The following is a 17,707-nucleotide window of genomic DNA, read 5'->3' as shown; positions in this document are numbered from 1 at the left end:
CCCTTTATCTATAAATCATTATATATAAAATACTGCTTGGAGAGCAATTATTGTTTCATTACCAAAATATTTTAGGGGAAGGATAAGCTTCCTATCTTTGCAACACAATAAATATATGAGTTACCCAATAAAGGAAAGTAGGTGGAATTAATGAAATATGAACAGTTGGCAAAGGATATTATTGCAAATGTTGGAGGTAAAGAAAATGTCAACAGCGTTGTTCATTGTATTACTCGCTTGCGCTTCAAGTTAAAAGATGAAAGCAAGGCTCAGACCGATATAATTAAAAATATGGAAGGCGTAGTAACTGTTATGAAAAGCGGTGGCCAGTATCAGGTGGTCATCGGAAATCACGTTCCAGACGTATATAAGGCGGTAGTGGAGGTTGGCGGGCTTAATACACAATCGTCGTCTGAAGATAACGGAGGCGGAGAAAAGCAAGGGATATTTAATCAATTCATTGATATTATTTCCAGCATCTTTACACCTGTATTAGGTGTTTTGGCAGCAACCGGGATGATCAAGGGGTTTAATGCGTTATTTTTAGCATTAGGCTGGCTTGAGGCAACATCTGGAACTTATCAAATATTAAATGCACTCGGTGATTCCTTATTTTATTTCTTCCCGATATTCCTAGGATATACAGCCAGCAAAAAGTTTGGTGGCACAACTTTTATTGGGATGGTAATAGGTGCTTCCCTTGTTTATCCGACCTTAACAACTTTAACGACAGGTACACCGATTACTACATTATTTTCAGGCACTGTGTTTCAGTCACCAGTATTTATTACGTTTTTAGGGGTGCCTGTTATATTAATGAGCTATGCTTCTTCTGTAATACCGATCATCCTAGCTGCTTATTTTGGAGTGAAGCTGGAGAAGTTTTTTAAAAAAATTATTCCAGATGTTGTTAAAACCTTCTTAGTTCCATTCTTTACACTTCTAATCGCAGTGCCGATAACGTTTTTAGTGATTGGACCGATTGCCACTTGGGCAGGCGTATTAATTGGACAAGCTACACTTTGGCTATATAATCTCAGTCCAATTATTGCCGGTATTTTCGTCGGCGGATTATGGCAGGTTTTTGTTATTTTCGGCCTGCATTGGGGGCTTGTGCCGATTGCGATTAACAACCTGACTGTGCACGGAGCAGATCCGATACTCGGCACGATGTTTGCTGCATCTTTTGCACAAATTGGTGCTGTGCTTGGTGTATGGTTAAGAACAAAACGGCAAAAATATAAAACATTAAGCATTCCTGCATTCATTTCCGGCATATTCGGGGTTACAGAGCCTGCCATTTACGGAATAACGTTGCCATTAAAAAAACCATTTATTATCAGCTGTATTGCAGCGGCTGTCGGCGGAGGAATTCTTGGCTTTGCCAAGTCGCAAATATATATGGTCGGAGGGTTGGGAATCTTCGGAATTCCTACTTATATTGATCCAAAAGCTGGCATAACTTTTGCCTTCTGGGGTGCTGTTATTGCCATTATTGTCGGCTTTATCTTAGCATTCATTTTAACGTATTTGTTTGGCAATTCTAAAACAGAAACAGCAGATTCGACGGCTAACAACCAGGCAAATAAAGAGGAACCGCCAGCAGTTAAGCTCGCTGATGAGGTTATATATAGTCCGATAAACGGCGAAGTCTTATCATTATCTTTGCTTAAAGATGAAGCATTTGCATCAGGAGCGTTAGGTCAAGGGGTTGCAATTGAACCTTCTGAAGGTAAAGTATATTCTCCAGTAGATGGTACTGTCACAGCGCTTTTTCCTACAAACCATGCAATTGGAATCACTTCTGACAATGGTTCAGAAATCTTAATCCATGTTGGGATGGATACGGTTGAATTAAATGGCAAGTTTTTTACCGCACATGTCAGCCATGGAACGAGAGTAAAAAAAGGTCAGCTGTTAATTGATTTCGACTTAACGGAAATCAAAAAAGCAGGCTATGTTGTTTCTACACCTGTGATTGTGACAAACCAAGGAGATTTTGAACAAATAACACCAACCGAACAAAAGCAAACAAAAGTTGGAGAACAATTAATAGAAACAAAAATAAAAGCTTAAATAATGAACAGAGGTGATGAAAATGAGCAGGTCTGTGCAATTTCCAGAAGGTTTTTTGTGGGGCGGTGCTGTTGCTGCAAATCAGTTGGAGGGTGCTTATCAGGAGGATGGCAAAGGTTTATCGACAGCAGATGTTTCTCCTAATGGAATCATGAGTCCACCTGATTTCTCGATGGAAAAATTTAATTTATATCATGAAGGTATTGATTTTTATCATAAGTATAAAGAGGATATTGCTTTGTTTGCGGAAATGGGCTTTAAAGCATTTCGTTTTTCCATTGCATGGTCGCGGATCTTTCCTAATGGAGATGACCAGCAGCCTAACGAAAACGGACTTCAATTCTATGATGACATGATTGATGAATTGCGAAGACATAATATAGAACCAGTTGTAACGATGTCCCACTATGAGATGCCGCTTAACCTTGTTGAAAAATATGGCGGCTGGAAAAACCGGCAAGTTGTAAGCTATTATGAAAAATTTGCGAAAACTATTTTCAAGCGGTACCGCAATAAGGTTAAATATTGGATGACTTTTAACGAAATCAATGTACTGCTGCATGCTCCATTTACTGGAGGCGGTCTATTGTTTAAGGATGGCGTTAAAAATGAACAAGACATTTACCAAGCGGCACACCATCAGTTTGTAGCAAGTGCCCTGGCTGTGAAAGCAGGTCATGAGGAAATTCCGGAATCGCAGATTGGCTGTATGATTGCTTCAATGATAACTTATCCATACAGTTCAAAACCAGAAGATATGTTTGCTGCTTTAACTCAAGACAGAAAGACATTGTTCTTTTCAGATGTTCAGTCTCGAGGATACTATCCAACTTATATGACGAATTATTTTGCTGATAATGGCATTAACATTGAAATGGATACAGGGGATTTGGAGCTTTTACAAGATTATACGGTTGATTATATCGGATTCAGCTATTATATGTCATTTGTAGCTAGCACAGACCCCGAACATCAAGCAGGCAAGGCATCTGGCAATTTATTTGAAGGCGTAAAAAACCCTTATTTAGAATCATCTGAATGGGGCTGGCAAATTGATCCGGTCGGATTAAGAACAGTCTGCAACCAGCTGTATGACCGCTATCAAAAGCCATTATTCATTGTTGAGAACGGACTTGGTGCAGTGGACAAGCTGGAGGAAGACGGTACCATTCAAGATGATTATCGAATTGACTACCTACGGAAGCATATTTATGAAATGAAAAATGCAATTGGTGATGGTGTAGAAATAATGGGTTATACCTCCTGGGGTCCAATTGATTTAGTCAGTGCCTCTACAGCAGAGCTGAAGAAGCGATATGGCTTTATTTATGTAGATAAAGACAGTGAAGGAAAAGGCTCGAATGAGCGACTAAGAAAAAAGAGCTTTTATTGGTATAAACAAGTGCTTGAATCGAATGGAGAAGTATTGTAACGCATAAAGATTAGGACCCTAGAATAGAGATAGGGTCCTGATTGTTTACACTGTTAAAACAGGAACAGTATTAACATCCTGATTGATGCAGACCTTGTTTCTTCCAGTTCTTTTTGCTTGATACAAGGCTTTATCCGCTTCTTCTATAAGGGAGCAAATATTATCCGTTGTTTCAGGGAAGCTTGCTGCACCGATTGACACTGTAATGTTTATGGTCTCATTCGAGCTAATAATAAATGGTGTATTTTCGACGATTTTCCTGATGCGTTCACCAATTTCGTAAGCCCTTTCGAGCGAACAATCTAATAAAATAACCGAAAATTCTTCTCCGCCATTTCTGCTCACGATGTCGAAAGAGCGGGTTGTATTATGGAGGAGATTTCCTAATGCTTTTAATACGATATCTCCATCGCCATGTCCGTAATTGTCGTTAATATGCTTGAAGAAATCAATATCGATATACAAAAAAGAAAGCTTTTCTCCTTTTTGCCCAACACTTTCAGCGAGTGAATTAAAAACCTCATCAAATTTCCTAACGTTATTTAAGCCAGTCAGTCCATCAGTTGTTGACTCTAATTTATACTTTTCAAATAGTATTGTCTTTTTTCTTAATAGCTCCAGCATATAAAAGGCAAGGATGCCGGCAGCATAAGAGGCGATCCAATAAATAGGAAGGAGGACATACAGTGCTGCTGTGCTTTCAACTAGAAAAACAGCCGTAACTGACAAGATAATATTGTTAGTAGTTAAAAGAATTGCAATTTTCACCTGCAAGCTGCCTTTTGATTTAGGAGAAAACAGGACTGCAAATAATGACACAATCGTGATATACCCTATTGCTATTAAAGATGTCACACTTATTCCTATTAACAGCCTTCCGACAATAAAGAACAACAAAGATATGGTTACGGGAATAAAACCGCCATAGAAACCCACCAAAATAATAGGGATATGTCTCAAATCAAAGATGGAATCGCCAATATGGATACTGTAAAACATTAATATATCAGACGAGATACCGGCAACTATCCCAGCAAAAATTTTATAGTTCATATTAGAATTACGATTTAATGGTGTTTTCAAAAGTTGTGTATATAAAAAAATAAGTGATGTCAAAATGGCAAAATTTGCGAACAGTTCTTTTAATATCATAATTATCACCACAGCTAATTTACCATAACAAGAGCCGTTTTGTAACTAGTACTTTTCACCAAACTTTTTGGTAGTTTTAATGGTGCTTACATATCAATACGAGGAAGCTTACCTTTATGCTAAGCAAGAAAAAATCCCGGTGGAATTATCCATCGGGCTGACTCATTTAATAGTCTTTAATAAAACTTCAGGGAGGTCACTTAGGAACAGCCCTTCGCTTAAAAGCTTAATATCATGATGTATTTGTTGCTTGATTGCAGGATCTTCACATTTATAGTAATCGTCCATTAATCGTTTCAGTTCATGGCAAATCAGTTCAATTTGAATCATCCAACTATCCTTTCATTTGTAGACCTAGTAATTATTATGCAATAACTGTAAGAATGATGGAAGAGCTTCGACAAAAGAAGTGAGATAGTGATACAAATTATGTAAAGAATTTTTCGATTAGATGAAAAAAATGGTTGCTATTTCTTAATAATTGGATATAATAACCATAATATTAAGAAAATCGAAGATGAAGAGAGTAGTCAGTTGTGGAGAGTAAAGCGAGTCAAGAATGGTGGGAGCTTGGCATGAAGCAATTGATGAACCGCACTTTTGAGATGCATTCCTGAAAAATCAAATAGGGAATGCCGGGGAATGCCTCGTTAAAAACTGGAGTGGTTTTTCATTTTGGAAAACAATTAGAGTGGTACCACGGGATAATATTAAAGCTCCCGTCTCTTATTTATATAAGAGACGGGAGCTTTTTATTTGGAGGGAAAGAAATGGACATTAAAGGTGAATTTGCTGAAATTCTTTTTGAGGCTTTAGGTGGAGAAATTAATAAAGGCAAGCTAATTTTTATGATGGAAAACCCGAAGTTTGCAAATTTAGGAGACTTGGCTTTTCCTTGTTTTGAATTGGCAAAAGTATTCCGAAAATCGCCCCAAAGTATAGCTCAGGAATTAGTTCCAAAAATGAAGGCATCAAAGTTTGAAAAAGTGGAAGCTGTTGGCGGCTACTTAAATGTGTTTTTGAATAAAAACAAAGTGTCACAGGCCGTCTTGGAACAGGTGCTTAACAAAAAAGCGCAATACGGGGATTTAAGTATTGGCACAAACAAGGTAATGACAATTGATTTTTCTTCTCCCAATATTGCGAAGCCTTTTTCAATGGGACATTTACGTTCAACAGTAATTGGGAATGCTTTAGCATTAATTTCTGAAAAATGTGGATACCGCACAATTAGAATTAACCATTTAGGCGACTGGGGAACGCAATTTGGAAAATTAATACTTGCATATAAACTATGGGGCAATGAGGAAGAGGTAAAGCAGCAGCCCATAAGAGAGCTGTTGAAATTGTATGTGAAATTTCATGAAGAAGCGCTTCAATCCCCTGACTTAGAGAGTGATGCTCGGCATTGGTTTAAAAAATTAGAACAGGCAGATCCAGAAGCAGTGGCTTTGTGGGAATGGTTTCGGGCTGAATCCTTACAGGAATTCACAAAAATTTATGAATTAATGGATATTCACTTTGATACCTTTGACGGGGAGGCGTTTTTTAATGACAAGATGGATAAGGTTATCCGAAAACTTGAAGAACTGAATCTGCTTCAAGAATCAGACGGAGCACAATTAGTTCCTCTTGAAGGCATGCCTCCATCCTTAATTAAAAAAAGGGACGGAGCAACACTGTATGCAACCCGTGATTTAGCAGCAGCGATTTACCGGCAGGAAACATATCACTTTGATCAAGCACTATATGTTGTCGGCAATGAACAAACATTGCATTTTAAGCAATTATTTGCTCTGTTAGATAAGATGGGAAACAAATGGCAGCAAGGAATGAAGCATGTTTCTTTTGGCATGATGCTTAAAGAGGGCAAAAAAATGTCAACGCGAAAAGGGAAGGTTGTTCTATTAGAAGAAGTGCTAAAATGTGCCATCTCCCTTGCATTGGAAGATATTAAACTGAAAAATCCTAATCTTAGCAACAAAGAGGAAATCGCTAAACAAGTTGGTACAGGTGCAGTTATCTTTCATGATTTAAAGAACTTCCGCCAAAACGACATTGAGTTTTCTCTCGAAGATATGTTGAAGTTTGAGGGAGAAACTGGGCCGTACGTACAATACAGCCATGCCCGGGCTGCTTCGTTGCTGAAAAAGGGTAATTTTAAAGCAGAGGCAGCAGCTTTAGGGACTCAAGAGGAAGAAGCATGGTCCATTATTATGACGTTAAATGCTTTTCCGGAAACAGTCAAAAAATCACTGGAAGATTATGATCCGTCTCAAATTGCTAAATATGTTGTGGAACTAGCGAGAGCTTTTAATAAGTATTACGGAACTGTACGCATTTTAGATGATGAAAACCTTAAGCAACAAAGATTAACACTTGTATATGCAGTGAGAATGGTTTTGAAAGAAGGGCTCCGGCTGTTAGGGTTAAAAGCACCAGAGGAAATGTAAGTGTATATTGGAGTACTTAAGGCAGGAGGCAGTGCAGCTTTCCTGCCTTTTATTTTGTTTTTTTCCTAATTTAAGGACCATACTAATTATCATTAAGGAGGTAAAAAACATGAGATTATCCTATATCATTGATCTAATAATTGCGATGATGGGTTCTATGTCTAATCAGAGAACTCTCGATACGAGAAGAGTTGATTCTCACATAGAGAAATTAAATCAACTGGTTTGGTTTCAACAACTATTTGCAGAGGAAAAATATCGGAAATTATTTATAACAAATTATAAGATACGCCACTATTTGGACAGTCCATTTCGCGTGAAAAGACTGGAGAACAGCACAAAAACGCAAGAAAGGTTTTTGAAACTGCTGAATAAGCAATTAGCAAAGGGAAGGAAACGTAGTATCTAAAGAGATAAATTATACCCTATCAAAAAAAGGAAAATGATAGGGATATATGCTGCTAGACAGTTTCTTTATATGAATTAAATTTTATGTTCTTTTACTATTTTCAAAAAAATGGATGTGTCTATGGGGAAATGCGGTTTCTGCAAAGGGGGAGCGTTAATATACTGTAATTGTAAATAAGAATTCATTGGTGATAGGAAAGAACGCCGTGAAAATCAGTTTGATATAAGAAGGCTGCATCTACATTTTAAAAGGATTTTTGTTAACTACAAAAAAATGGACAAGCCAATTTTACTAGTTTATAGCCTTCCACCATTTTTTATATAAAAGGAGAAGATATTATGGCTAAAATTAAAAAACCTGTATTCCCTGAACCTGAAGAGCCAGAAGTGCCAGAAGAAGAGGAAGAAACTGCAGAAGAAATGATGGTACTCGCTGCATATATTCCGATTGCAAAAATGGGCCGCTTTGCAGGTATTGCTATTGGCACACCTGTAACTGTTTATACAGACAATGCTTACTATGCTTCCATCTATGGTTATTTCCAAGGACTTGTGAAAGACAAAAAAGATATCCTTGCGTTAATCTTGTCTAACGGAGTGCTATTCCGCATTCCTGTTAAAGAAGCTAAATTTGTAGCTCCAGGTGCTTCATATCCAAAAGAGTAACATTTAAGAAAAATTAAGTGATTTGAATAAATGATGTTAAGAACTTTCCTTCCTAATGTTTTCTTCTTTACACCCTCAAATCTTATGAAATTCCTCTATTAAAAAGGTGCATTTCATGGAAATGCACCTTTTTCTATCTTCTATTAAGGTTGCCAAGAGAATGTGACAGCGCTTTTGGGAGGAAGACTGTAAGTAAAGTAAGTGCCGTTAGTCTCGATTTGAAAGCTTTTCTCCTTATCCATAGGATTCAGTGCTAGGAGGATAATAGATTTGTCTGGATTTTGGTAAGCAACCGTTTCAATAGTGCCTGGAAAATTGGATGAATAAATTCTTACTGCATGAGGCTGGACAAATTTGCTGGCATGTCCAAGGGCATAGTATTCTGCATTTTTCGTTGTAGTGCCTGTTTTTTTGTCTATTGTTAACAACCCTGTACATATACTGCAGCCTCCGTTTACAGGACCGTTATTTTCATCTAGTGCGATATTCCACATTAGCACAGCTTTTGCCCAATTGCGCGGGCCGCCAATCATAAGATTGCTCATCTGCCAGCTGAAATTATCAGCAAAGCTTTCACTCCATTTACCTGAACTGCATTCAGTAAGATAAATATGTTTAGAAGGAAAATTTTCATGAATTTGTGCCATAGCAGCAGGAGTTCCTTCGTAGCAGTGGAAAGCAGTTCCATCGATATACTTTAAAGCTGTACTGTCTTCAAATAATGCACTTGTGTATTGGACAGCACTGTCCCAATTATGATCAAACCCTATGATTTTTGTCTCCAAGTTATTTGCCTGAAAAGCTGGACCTAAATACTGTCCAATGAATTTAGCCTGCTCCTCGGCACCCATACTCATAGAAGGGTAGTTAGCTGAAGTGAATTCTGGCTCATTTTGAATGGTAACGGCAGAAATATCTATTCCGTTGCTTTTATATGCTTTAACATAACGAACAAAGTAATCAGCATAAGCTTTATACACTTTGTCATTCGTATAATCTAAATACCAGCCATTCAACGTTTTTTCACCGAATTTCATCCAGGCAGGTGCACTCCAAGGCGTACCCAAGACTTGAATATCTTTATTTAATGTGAGAATATCTTGCAGACTCCCTACAACATCCTTGTCTTTTTTGATAGAAAAATAGTTCATATCATAATCTGGTTCACCGTTTGTGTCATTATACGTATAACTGCTTGGATTTCCATTGACATCGACAGAAAAATCGGAAGAGCCAATAGTATGCCTGACTATTGATAGATTAATTCCCTTGCTTGTAAATAAGTCCGTTAAAATGCTGTTTCGCTCAGAATCATCTTCATTCTGTAGCAAATAGGCAGTTGATCCAGTTACAGCAGCACCAAACCCGTCCATTTGTTGATAGGCAGTATTCGGTTCAATTGCTACAGTAGGGAGAGAAGGGGAGTGCTGATTTGAAAAATACAGGGAATCCTTTTTCTCTAGTAAATCTGCCTGATCACCTGTCGTCTGCCAGACCAATACTTCTGTTTCGTCCACTGTCTTTTGGTTACTCGTCTTGTTAACAGGGTTCATATATGCAAAGATAAGCAGTGCTAGCAGGAGCATAAGCAGCAACAGGAACGTCCATATTTTGTATTTAATCATAAATTTAGTTCCTCCTGAAAAAAGATCCCCACAAAGCTTTTTTGTGGGGATTTTCTTTTCGATTATCTTTTTTATCTTTGTTGTTGTTTGTTATTAGTTTTTAGTATTGTTAGCTTTGTTTAACTGCTTGCTTGTTGATTTAGAAATAGTAACACTGCCTTTTAGACGAATGTCACTGGAAGAGCTGCCCACATAAACAGGCACATTACCTGAAGGAGTAACCCATTCGTTTTTCTTTTCATCATAATAAGAGAAGGCTTTTGCATCCAGTTTAATGGTCACTTTCTTCTCTTTTCCAGGTTTAAGCTCAACCTTACTGAAGCCTGCCAATTGTTTAGGAGCTGTCTCTACATTAGTAGGAAGCTTTCCAGTATAAACTTGGACAACCTCAGAGCCTGTAACATCACCTGTATTTTTTAAGTTTAATGTAACTTCAACTGTTGGTTCAGTAGATTTCTTTGTACCTTTCACCTTTGTTTTTAACTTGTTATACTTGAAATCTGTATAAGACAAGCCATGTCCAAAGGAGAAGGCTGCTTCAATGCCAGATTGCTCATAGCCGCGGTAGCCAACAAAAATATCCTCTGAATACTTAACAGCTTCGTCAATGCCAGGATATTGTTCCTCTGAAGAAACTGGTGTGGAATCTTCATCGACAGGGAATGTGACTGGCAGTTTTCCAGAAGGGTTTACATCGCCGAATAATACATCAGCAATCGCATTTCCTTGTTCTTGACCTGGATACCATGCTTGCACGATCGATTCGACCTTGTTTTTCCAGTCTCCCATTTTAACTGCAATGCCGCTTTCATTGACAACTACGACATTTTTATTTACCTTCGCTACTTCTTTAATTAACTGTTCTTGGTTATTAGGCAGTTCCATGTCCGAACGATCTACATAACCTTCACTATCATATGTTCTTGTTACAATAACAGCTGCATCTGATTTTTTCGCTAAGTCAACAGCATCAGCAATATTTTCGTCAACAATATTGTCTGCAGCTTCCCAGCCAAAGCGTAATTGACCGCCATTATCATTTCCAGACGCTTCTTTGTAGTCTGTTTTATACTCGATTTTTACATCATAATTTTTGTTTGCTTCCAGAGTAACTGTTTTTTCAATTGTATTCAATTGTTCTCCAGCGTTATCAATCACTAGAGTTCCATCAAGATACACTTTGCTTGAACCATAGCTTGTCGTAGAAAGGTTATACTCTCCAGACTTTGGAACATTGATTACACCAGTGTATCTTGCAGACATCATGCCGTTTAAGCTTGTTGGCAGGCTGTCCAATTTTGAAGATTGTGCATTAAAACCTTCATAGTTATAGAAACCAAGATTTAAGTTTACTTGTTTAGCAGTATGCTCATATTCTGGATTTCCTTCCATGTTCTTATTAGACCAGTATTCAGCTTTTAATCCATTTTCATCAGAATCAGCCTCTGGCATTAAGAAAGAAGATGGAACGGCATCAGGACCTGGTAAGATATCTCCAGCACTGATGGAATCTGTACCAGGCGCATATTCAACTTGTACATCTGCTCCTGCACGATTCTTAATACCTTCTAGCGGACTTACTGTATATGTTGGATTAACTAGGGAGCTTCCTCCGCCAGCTGCTGATGCAGTATCAGCATCAGGTCCAATAACAGCAATTGAATCCAGCTTATCTGTATTTAATGGCAAAATGTCCTTCTTATTTTGCAGTAACACCATCGTTTCTGCAGCTATTTGTCGGGCGATTTCGCCATGTGCGGCCACATCGATTGGGTTGTTTTGTGTTGGGTTATCGAATAATCCTTTATCAAACATTTGGTAAAGAATTCGGTATGCACTTTGATTAACTGTTTCTTCACTTACTTTTCCATCCTTCACAGCCTGCAAGAGCTCTTCGCCCCATACTCCAAAAGGCTCACCTGGTGTTTCTAAGTCGAGTCCTGCATTAATTGACTCAGCTGTGCTGACATTAGCTCCGTAGTCACTCATCACGAAACCTTCAAAGTTTAAGCTGTCTCTTAACAAATCAGTCAGTAAATCAGGATTTTCGCATGCATAAACGCCATTTACTTTATTGAAAGAGCACATAACACTTCCTAAATCAGCATTTTCAATGACGCTTGCAAAAGGTCTTGCATAGATTTCATTGATTGCTCGTTCACTAGCTTGAGAGTCGCTTGTAAAGCGGTCCTTTTCTTGATTGTTCAATAAGTAATGCTTGGCTGTTACCAAGACATTATTGCTTTGAATGGCATTTACATAACTAGATGCCATTTGTCCTTGTAAGTATGGATCCTCGCCTAAAGATTCAAAGTTTCTTGCCCCGAAAGGATTGCGGGCAATATCTAGCCCAGGGCCAAGCATAACATTATGTGTTGTATTGAATGCTTCATTTCCAATCAAATCACCATATTCTTCTGCTGTCTCCGTATTCCATGTTGCTGCAAGGCCGATTGCGGAAGGCAAAGCAGTTGATTGTTTGTTTTGAATTTCAGGATTGGCAATGCGGACACCTAGAGGCCCATCTGCCATTTGTAAGGCAGGAATACCGTATTTCTCTAATCCTTCGTTATAAAATCCGTAATAGTTGTTAACATTGCCAGTAATAAAGTCTACTTTATCCTCCAATGTCATAGCTTCTACTAAAGTTTGAGTTCTTTCCTCAGCAGAAAGACTCTTGTCCATCCATGAAAACTCTTCAGCAGATGTTTCCAATGGAGGCGCTGCAAGACCGAGCACCATTGTAAATAAGATGCTGGCTTTTGTCAGTTTGCGTTTCCCCTCTGATAATAAAGCCATCATTTCACTCCTTTTTTTATATTGAGTAGGCCTTGTAATATTTGTCTCTAATTAGTTTGGCCTACCGCTTGAACACCTAACATCATAGCGGAGTGAGTCAGAAAGACCATAGAGAGAATGTTGTAATTTTTAAGAGAGGAAAAAGTGAGATTTTGGCTAAGAAAAGGAAGATTGTTGAAGGAACATCATCTGATTCTCCTGCGAAATTTGTAAATAAAGGAATGAGTGACGGTTACAGAGAAAATGACCAAATATCTATTGAAAAAAGTGAATTACATAATTATGACAAACTATTCTGAAATATTAGCAATAGCTTAGACAACAGAATGTAACAATAAAAAATAAGCGTCATTTTAAGAAATATTGGTGTTTAGATTTGTAATATTATTACGGAAAAATGGGAGAGATATAAAAAAGAGAACCAAGGTCAAGATTGTCCCTGGTTCTTTTCTTCCTAGTATTCTTTAAAGTAAATGTAAAAACTAGTTATTATCTCCATTCTGTTGTTGTTTCAACAGGGAGGCGGTATGATTCGAAACCTTCATGTGCTGCTTTACCGATAGTCAGAAGCATAATTGGAATATAGCGGTCTTTCTCAAGGCCGAAGCTTTCAGCAATTTGATCTTTTTCATATCCGCCGATAGGGTTTGTATCATATCCGTAAGCACGTGCCACCAGCATTAATTGCATAGAAACAAGACCAGCATCTAGCATAATAGTATCCTTCATGACTTCCTCGGACATATTTTCATAATATGGTGTAAAAGCATTCAATTGAGCGTCTTTTACTTCTTGAGGCATTAGGCCAAGCTCAACAGCCTTGCTGTAGATTTCCTCCGCATAATCAAAGTTCTTCTTGTCACCGAACACAGCGATAACAGCAGAAGAGCTCAAAACTTTATCTTTGTTAAAGCGTGATAGAGGAGCTAGTTTAGCTTTTCCTTCTTCACTGTCAATAACTACAAAGCGCCATGGCTGCATATTAATAGAAGATGGAGCTTTAGAAGCTTGTGTTAAGATTTCACTCATCTCTTCACGGCTGATTTTAACAGTAGGGTCATACACCTTAATAGAACGGCGTCCGTATACAATCTCATTGAAATCATTTATTTTTTGAAATTTACTCATAGTAAACTGTCTCCTTTATAATTAAAGTTATTTATTGACGTATCAATATTTGACATATCAACTATTGATACGTCAAATAATAATATATTTTTACGGAAAATGCAAGTCATAAGTTTAGGGAATTCTTTTTTTAGAGATTTTGTCTATATTTTAGTTGGAGGATAGGGGAGTACATTTTTAAACATTCATGCATAGAAAAGGAAGATGGCATTTAACGATGAGAACGGTACAAATTTTCTAAGATAGATTAAAGGTAATAGTTGCACCTAAAAAAGGTGCAATTATTATATTCTTTCATATTGAAAATCCAGCAAGTAACCATCTCATTAATACAAACGCAATAACTCCAGCAACAACTGTCCATAATAAACTGCGAGTCTTAATGGCAATAAGAGCTGTTATAATGGCTGCTGGCAGCTCCTCGTTTAGCATTATCTGTACTTTGTTATCTTCCATAAATAATTCCTGTCCAATTATAGCGGCGAGTATGGCAATAGGCACAAAATGCAGCCAGGTTTGAACGTTATCTGACAGCTTTAATCGGCTGAGTACCATTATAGGCACAACTCTTGGTATAAAGGTTACGATAGCTCCTCCAATTACAATTAAAAGTACAGCAGCGTTTATTTCCATTTGGTCATCACCATCCCGATAGTGGCTGCTAAAATAGTGGCAATGATAATGCTTAAACTGCCTGAGAGCCACCATGAACACACTATTATCATTATTGTTGCTATTATGCTGACAAGTATGTCAATACGCACAGTTTTTCTGACTGAAATGGATATAGCTAATAAACCAATAAAAACAGCTGGCAACGCAAATTCCAGACCAAGTGCATCAGGATTTGTTATCCACTTTGCAAAGTAAGCACCTGCCAAATTAGCAATTAGCCAATTTACATACGCTGTTATATTAAGACCGTGCATCCATTTTTCACTTATATTGTTCTTTTCTGCACTTTTTTGGATAGCCACACCGAAAGTTTCATCTGTTAACACTGCCCCAATTAACATATTACGAAAAGGGGACAAATGCTGAAAATAAGGTGATAGAGCAGCACTTAGAAGTAAGTGACGTATATTAACAAAGAAAATCGTTGTGATTACAGCAAGTGGAGTACTGATAAGATACATACTAGCCACAATAAACTGAGCGGAGCCTGAATAAACAAATAAGGTTAGTAATATTATTTCAGCAATGCTGAGTCCTGCTGTTTTTTGCACGATTCCACAGGCAAAGCCAATGCTTAGGTAAGCTAATAATGTTGGTATACATGCTTTGACTCCTTGTAAGAATGTTTCCTCTGATCCTTTTTTCATTACTATGCTGTAGTTGGGACTGTCAAGCTGCATAAGTAAAGCTCCTTTCTTCAGTAGAGGTTATAAAACTAACTACTAATAAAAATTGCTAATAAAACGGTTCAAACAATTATTTGAACCGTTTTCCTGTAACAACCCGCAATAAATCTTTATTATCTCTCCAAAGAGCTTCTACTCTTTGTTCGCCAATTTCATTTGTCAATGCTGCAAAAATAATATCATGGCCAATATATTCGAGTGCTACCAATACAAGGGCAGGATCTTGTGTTTTTATAGCCCAGCCTTGGGAAGCTGGGGAACAATTCGCAATAATCACTTCTTCGTTATCACGAGCCACAATGGTCAGCCGGCCGTTTGTACGTTCCTCTGCGACTTTAGGAGACATATAATCATGATGTGTTGTATAGCCAAGCGTTGTGTTTGGCGCACCAAATAAAATGGAGGTGACTGCAACACCTTCTTTTTCTTTCCGTAATACAGCATCCTCAATAGGCGGTATTTGCGGAGCCCATACAGATAGCCAAATTTCTTCTTTTGCTCGTAAAATCAAATTATTCATTTCTGCTAGTACATTTTCATCACCGCTAATCCGGTGGATAGTATCTACCTCTTGTTCACTTTTAAGTGCTGCTAAGTTTTTCTCTAAATAATCAAAAGACTGTTCAAAGTTCTGCCGCAGTCGGGAAATTAAATCTTTTGCTGGCAGCGGCGCATATTGGACAGGTTCAGAAGGAACAATGTACACAGCACCTTTATCAAGCAGTTTTCCAAGCACTTCATAAATCATAGACCGAGGGACACTGGATCGTTTGCTAATCTCATAGCCTGTCATAGGTGAATGCTTTAAAAGGCTGACATATGCTTTACATTCATATTGGGAAAAACCGAGCTTCTGCAATTCTTTAAAGATTTCGTCCAACATAACACGTCCTTTCTTTTACTACTTTAGTAGTTAGGGTAATACTTACGTATATTTATAGTAGTTAGTTTAATACCTACTAATAATAATTTCAAGAATTTTTGTACTTTTATAATAAAAAGAGTGAATAGAATAGGGGAATTGTCAATGAAGCGCAAAAAAAGCATGAACAAATCTGTTCATGCACTAAACTTTATATAGGGTCTTTAATCCTTACTTCCATTCTTGTCACATATTCTTCTGTTATATGAGTTTCATGAAAATCAATGAGATACGTTTCAAAAAGGTGGCCATCGGCTGTGTAATTGTTTGTTTTGATATACTCTTTCAGCTTCGTAATATACTGCTGTGTTTTTTTATAATTGCCTTTATAACAAGTAGATGCATATTTTCCTTTAGGTATTATCATTGTATTCGGGTCTGAATCATTTTCGATATAATAAAATACACGGTGATTAATCGAATTAGTTGAAGTTTTAACGTACAGAAAGCTGCCAATCATCTGTTGCTCTAAGTACGGAAGATTGTTTTCGTATTTTTTATACAGCTCTTTCAATGATAAGTCTACATGTTCACCATCAGTATCTTTATCATTACTGGCAATCACATATCTGTCAGGGTACTCAATCACCTGACATTCACCTTCAGACATTTGGGCAGTATGTGTAAATAAATCAATTCTTTCCTCGACGATATGCTGCATTTCTTGCAGTGCAGCTAACTCTTGTTCAAGAAAGTTTTGCTGTTTTTTCAATAAGTTTAAGGTCTTCTCAACCGTGCGTTTCTCTAAATAGTCTTTAATTTCTTCTAATGGTATATTAAATTTCCTTAAATCACGGATGATATTCAGCTGTTGTAAATGTTCATCTGTATAAATACGATAGTTATTTTCGCCTCTGCTAGGGACTACTAAATTAATTTCCTCATAGTAGCGCAAAGTATGTGCACTAATGTCATAAAGATTAGCGATTTCGTTTATTTTCCAATTCATAATTCCGCTCCATAACTGCGCCCATCTCTATTGAAATGGCAATTCTGCAGATTATTTTTGTACTACTGCTGCAGCAGTATTAGATAATGCTTTACATAGATGTTCATAACGATGGCCGCTTAAGACAAGCTCTGCCACCTTTGTATAGCCTATACTTGAATATAACTTTTTTGCTTTAGGGTTGGCAATATCTACATTGAGCCCGATTCTCTTAGAGCCTGCCTTTAACGCCATTTGCTCCATTTCTCTTAGTAACGCAGAACCAATCCCTAACCCTCTGTATGTTGGATTAACAACAATAGAGTCTAAATACCATTCGTCCGGTAATGCCTCTTTATCAACAAATAATTTTTCGTTATTATCATACCCGTTATTTACTAATATTTCCATGAATGGGTCATCAATGACCGGCTCATCAACAGCCTTGTATCCAAAGCATACACCAGCTATTTCTCCATCTAGTTCGTATACAATACCTCTCTTAAAGCCATATCGGTAAACAGGGTCTGCAACTGCTTCTGCTACCATTTCTAATAATGTGTTTTTAGGTATTTTCTTGAGCAATGATAATTCCATGTCCTCGAATATTTCCCATAGTAAGGACGCTATCGCCTTCGCATCCTTCTGTGAAGCTATTCTAATCATTTTTAAACCAACTTTCCATTTATATATATTTATTATTGCCTTAAGTATAAACCTTCTAGTAATTCTAAGGTCAAACACTAATTTGTGAAGT

At 37.5% G+C, this 17,707-nt stretch carries 14 protein-coding genes and 1 other annotated feature; of the genes, 5 read left to right on the top strand and 9 right to left on the bottom strand.

Going from position 1 to position 17,707, the window contains the following annotated elements; genetic code table 11:
• Positions 1 to 150: 150 nt before the first annotated feature.
• Both LXM54_RS12575 and LXM54_RS12570 read left to right on the top strand, forming a co-directional pair.
• Positions 151 to 2,076: a beta-glucoside-specific PTS transporter subunit IIABC gene (locus LXM54_RS12575; RefSeq protein ID WP_233315510.1), complete on the top strand. Its 1,926-nt coding sequence runs from the start codon at positions 151 to 153 to the stop codon at positions 2,074 to 2,076.
• Positions 2,077 to 2,098: 22 nt separating this feature from the next.
• Positions 2,099 to 3,508, top strand: a complete 1,410-nt coding sequence (locus LXM54_RS12570) for a 6-phospho-beta-glucosidase (protein ID WP_233315509.1) — start codon at positions 2,099 to 2,101, stop codon at positions 3,506 to 3,508.
• Positions 3,509 to 3,553: 45 nt separating this feature from the next.
• On the opposite strand, the gene LXM54_RS12565 is transcribed toward LXM54_RS12570, so the two are convergent.
• Positions 3,554 to 4,660: a GGDEF domain-containing protein gene (locus tag LXM54_RS12565; protein WP_233315508.1), complete on the bottom strand. Its 1,107-nt coding sequence runs from the start codon at positions 4,658 to 4,660 to the stop codon at positions 3,554 to 3,556.
• A gap of 505 nt (positions 4,661 to 5,165) precedes the next feature.
• Positions 5,166 to 5,390 (top strand) — a binding site (T-box leader).
• A gap of 40 nt (positions 5,391 to 5,430) precedes the next feature.
• Between LXM54_RS12565 and argS the strand changes: the two genes are divergently transcribed.
• From argS to LXM54_RS12550, 3 genes are all read left to right on the top strand, one after another.
• A complete protein-coding gene (gene argS / locus LXM54_RS12560; protein WP_233315507.1) occupies positions 5,431 to 7,113 on the top strand; it encodes an arginine--tRNA ligase in 1,683 nt (560 codons plus the stop codon).
• Positions 7,114 to 7,222: 109 nt separating this feature from the next.
• Entirely contained in the window at positions 7,223 to 7,522 is a 300-nt protein-coding gene (locus LXM54_RS12555; protein WP_233315506.1) for a hypothetical protein, read from the top strand.
• 338 nt (positions 7,523 to 7,860) lie between these two features.
• Entirely contained in the window at positions 7,861 to 8,187 is a 327-nt protein-coding gene (locus tag LXM54_RS12550) for a hypothetical protein (RefSeq protein WP_233315505.1), read from the top strand.
• Positions 8,188 to 8,330: 143 nt separating this feature from the next.
• Here the strand turns inward: LXM54_RS12550 and LXM54_RS12545 are convergent, their stop codons facing one another.
• From LXM54_RS12545 to LXM54_RS12510, 8 genes are all read right to left on the bottom strand, one after another.
• A complete protein-coding gene (locus tag LXM54_RS12545) occupies positions 8,331 to 9,812 on the bottom strand; it encodes a glycoside hydrolase family 30 protein (protein WP_233315504.1) in 1,482 nt (493 codons plus the stop codon).
• Positions 9,813 to 9,905: 93 nt separating this feature from the next.
• Positions 9,906 to 12,614, bottom strand: a complete 2,709-nt coding sequence (locus LXM54_RS12540) for a beta-glucosidase (protein ID WP_233315503.1) — start codon at positions 12,612 to 12,614, stop codon at positions 9,906 to 9,908.
• 486 nt (positions 12,615 to 13,100) lie between these two features.
• Positions 13,101 to 13,739, bottom strand: coding sequence for a nitroreductase family protein (locus tag LXM54_RS12535; RefSeq protein WP_233315502.1), 639 nt, complete (start codon positions 13,737 to 13,739; stop codon positions 13,101 to 13,103).
• Between the two features lie 294 nt (positions 13,740 to 14,033).
• Complete coding sequence (locus LXM54_RS12530; protein ID WP_233315501.1) at positions 14,034 to 14,372, bottom strand: AzlD domain-containing protein; 339 nt, start codon at positions 14,370 to 14,372, stop codon at positions 14,034 to 14,036.
• Complete coding sequence (locus LXM54_RS12525; RefSeq protein ID WP_233315500.1) at positions 14,363 to 15,094, bottom strand: AzlC family ABC transporter permease; 732 nt, start codon at positions 15,092 to 15,094, stop codon at positions 14,363 to 14,365. Before LXM54_RS12525 ends, LXM54_RS12530 begins: the two co-directional genes overlap by 10 nt.
• A 76-nt stretch (positions 15,095 to 15,170) precedes the next feature.
• A complete protein-coding gene (locus LXM54_RS12520; RefSeq protein ID WP_233315660.1) occupies positions 15,171 to 15,980 on the bottom strand; it encodes a TrmB family transcriptional regulator in 810 nt (269 codons plus the stop codon).
• Positions 15,981 to 16,173: 193 nt separating this feature from the next.
• Positions 16,174 to 16,971 (bottom strand): MerR family transcriptional regulator, encoded by a 798-nt coding sequence (locus LXM54_RS12515; RefSeq protein ID WP_233315499.1) that lies wholly within the window; start codon positions 16,969 to 16,971, stop codon positions 16,174 to 16,176.
• A 51-nt stretch (positions 16,972 to 17,022) separates the two neighbouring features.
• Positions 17,023 to 17,616 carry a GNAT family N-acetyltransferase gene (locus tag LXM54_RS12510; protein WP_233315498.1) on the bottom strand — a complete coding sequence of 198 codons (594 nt, stop codon included), beginning with the start codon at positions 17,614 to 17,616 and terminating at the stop codon, positions 17,023 to 17,025.
• Positions 17,617 to 17,707: the final 91 nt, after the last annotated feature.

The sequence above is a fragment of the Bacillus sp. Au-Bac7 genome (genome assembly GCF_021341655.1).
Classification (GTDB): Bacteria; Bacillota; Bacilli; order Bacillales; family Cytobacillaceae; genus Niallia.
This window is presented reverse-complemented; position numbering and strand designations above follow the sequence as displayed.

Bases quoted from the DNA above. Each gene is read 5' to 3' on its own strand.
- LXM54_RS12575 (WP_233315510.1), top strand. From the start codon at position 151: ATGAAATATGAACAGTTGGCAAAGGATATTATTGCAAATGTTGGAGGT.
- LXM54_RS12570 (WP_233315509.1), top strand. From the start codon at position 2,099: ATGAGCAGGTCTGTGCAATTTCCAGAAGGTTTTTTGTGGGGCGGTGCT.
- LXM54_RS12565 (WP_233315508.1), bottom strand. From the start codon at position 4,660: ATGATATTAAAAGAACTGTTCGCAAATTTTGCCATTTTGACATCACTT.
- argS (WP_233315507.1), top strand. From the start codon at position 5,431: ATGGACATTAAAGGTGAATTTGCTGAAATTCTTTTTGAGGCTTTAGGT.
- LXM54_RS12555 (WP_233315506.1), top strand. From the start codon at position 7,223: ATGAGATTATCCTATATCATTGATCTAATAATTGCGATGATGGGTTCT.
- LXM54_RS12550 (WP_233315505.1), top strand. From the start codon at position 7,861: ATGGCTAAAATTAAAAAACCTGTATTCCCTGAACCTGAAGAGCCAGAA.
- LXM54_RS12545 (WP_233315504.1), bottom strand. From the start codon at position 9,812: ATGATTAAATACAAAATATGGACGTTCCTGTTGCTGCTTATGCTCCTG.
- LXM54_RS12540 (WP_233315503.1), bottom strand. From the start codon at position 12,614: ATGATGGCTTTATTATCAGAGGGGAAACGCAAACTGACAAAAGCCAGC.
- LXM54_RS12535 (WP_233315502.1), bottom strand. From the start codon at position 13,739: ATGAGTAAATTTCAAAAAATAAATGATTTCAATGAGATTGTATACGGA.
- LXM54_RS12530 (WP_233315501.1), bottom strand. From the start codon at position 14,372: ATGGAAATAAACGCTGCTGTACTTTTAATTGTAATTGGAGGAGCTATC.
- LXM54_RS12525 (WP_233315500.1), bottom strand. From the start codon at position 15,094: ATGCAGCTTGACAGTCCCAACTACAGCATAGTAATGAAAAAAGGATCA.
- LXM54_RS12515 (WP_233315499.1), bottom strand. From the start codon at position 16,971: ATGAATTGGAAAATAAACGAAATCGCTAATCTTTATGACATTAGTGCA.
- LXM54_RS12510 (WP_233315498.1), bottom strand. From the start codon at position 17,616: ATGATTAGAATAGCTTCACAGAAGGATGCGAAGGCGATAGCGTCCTTA.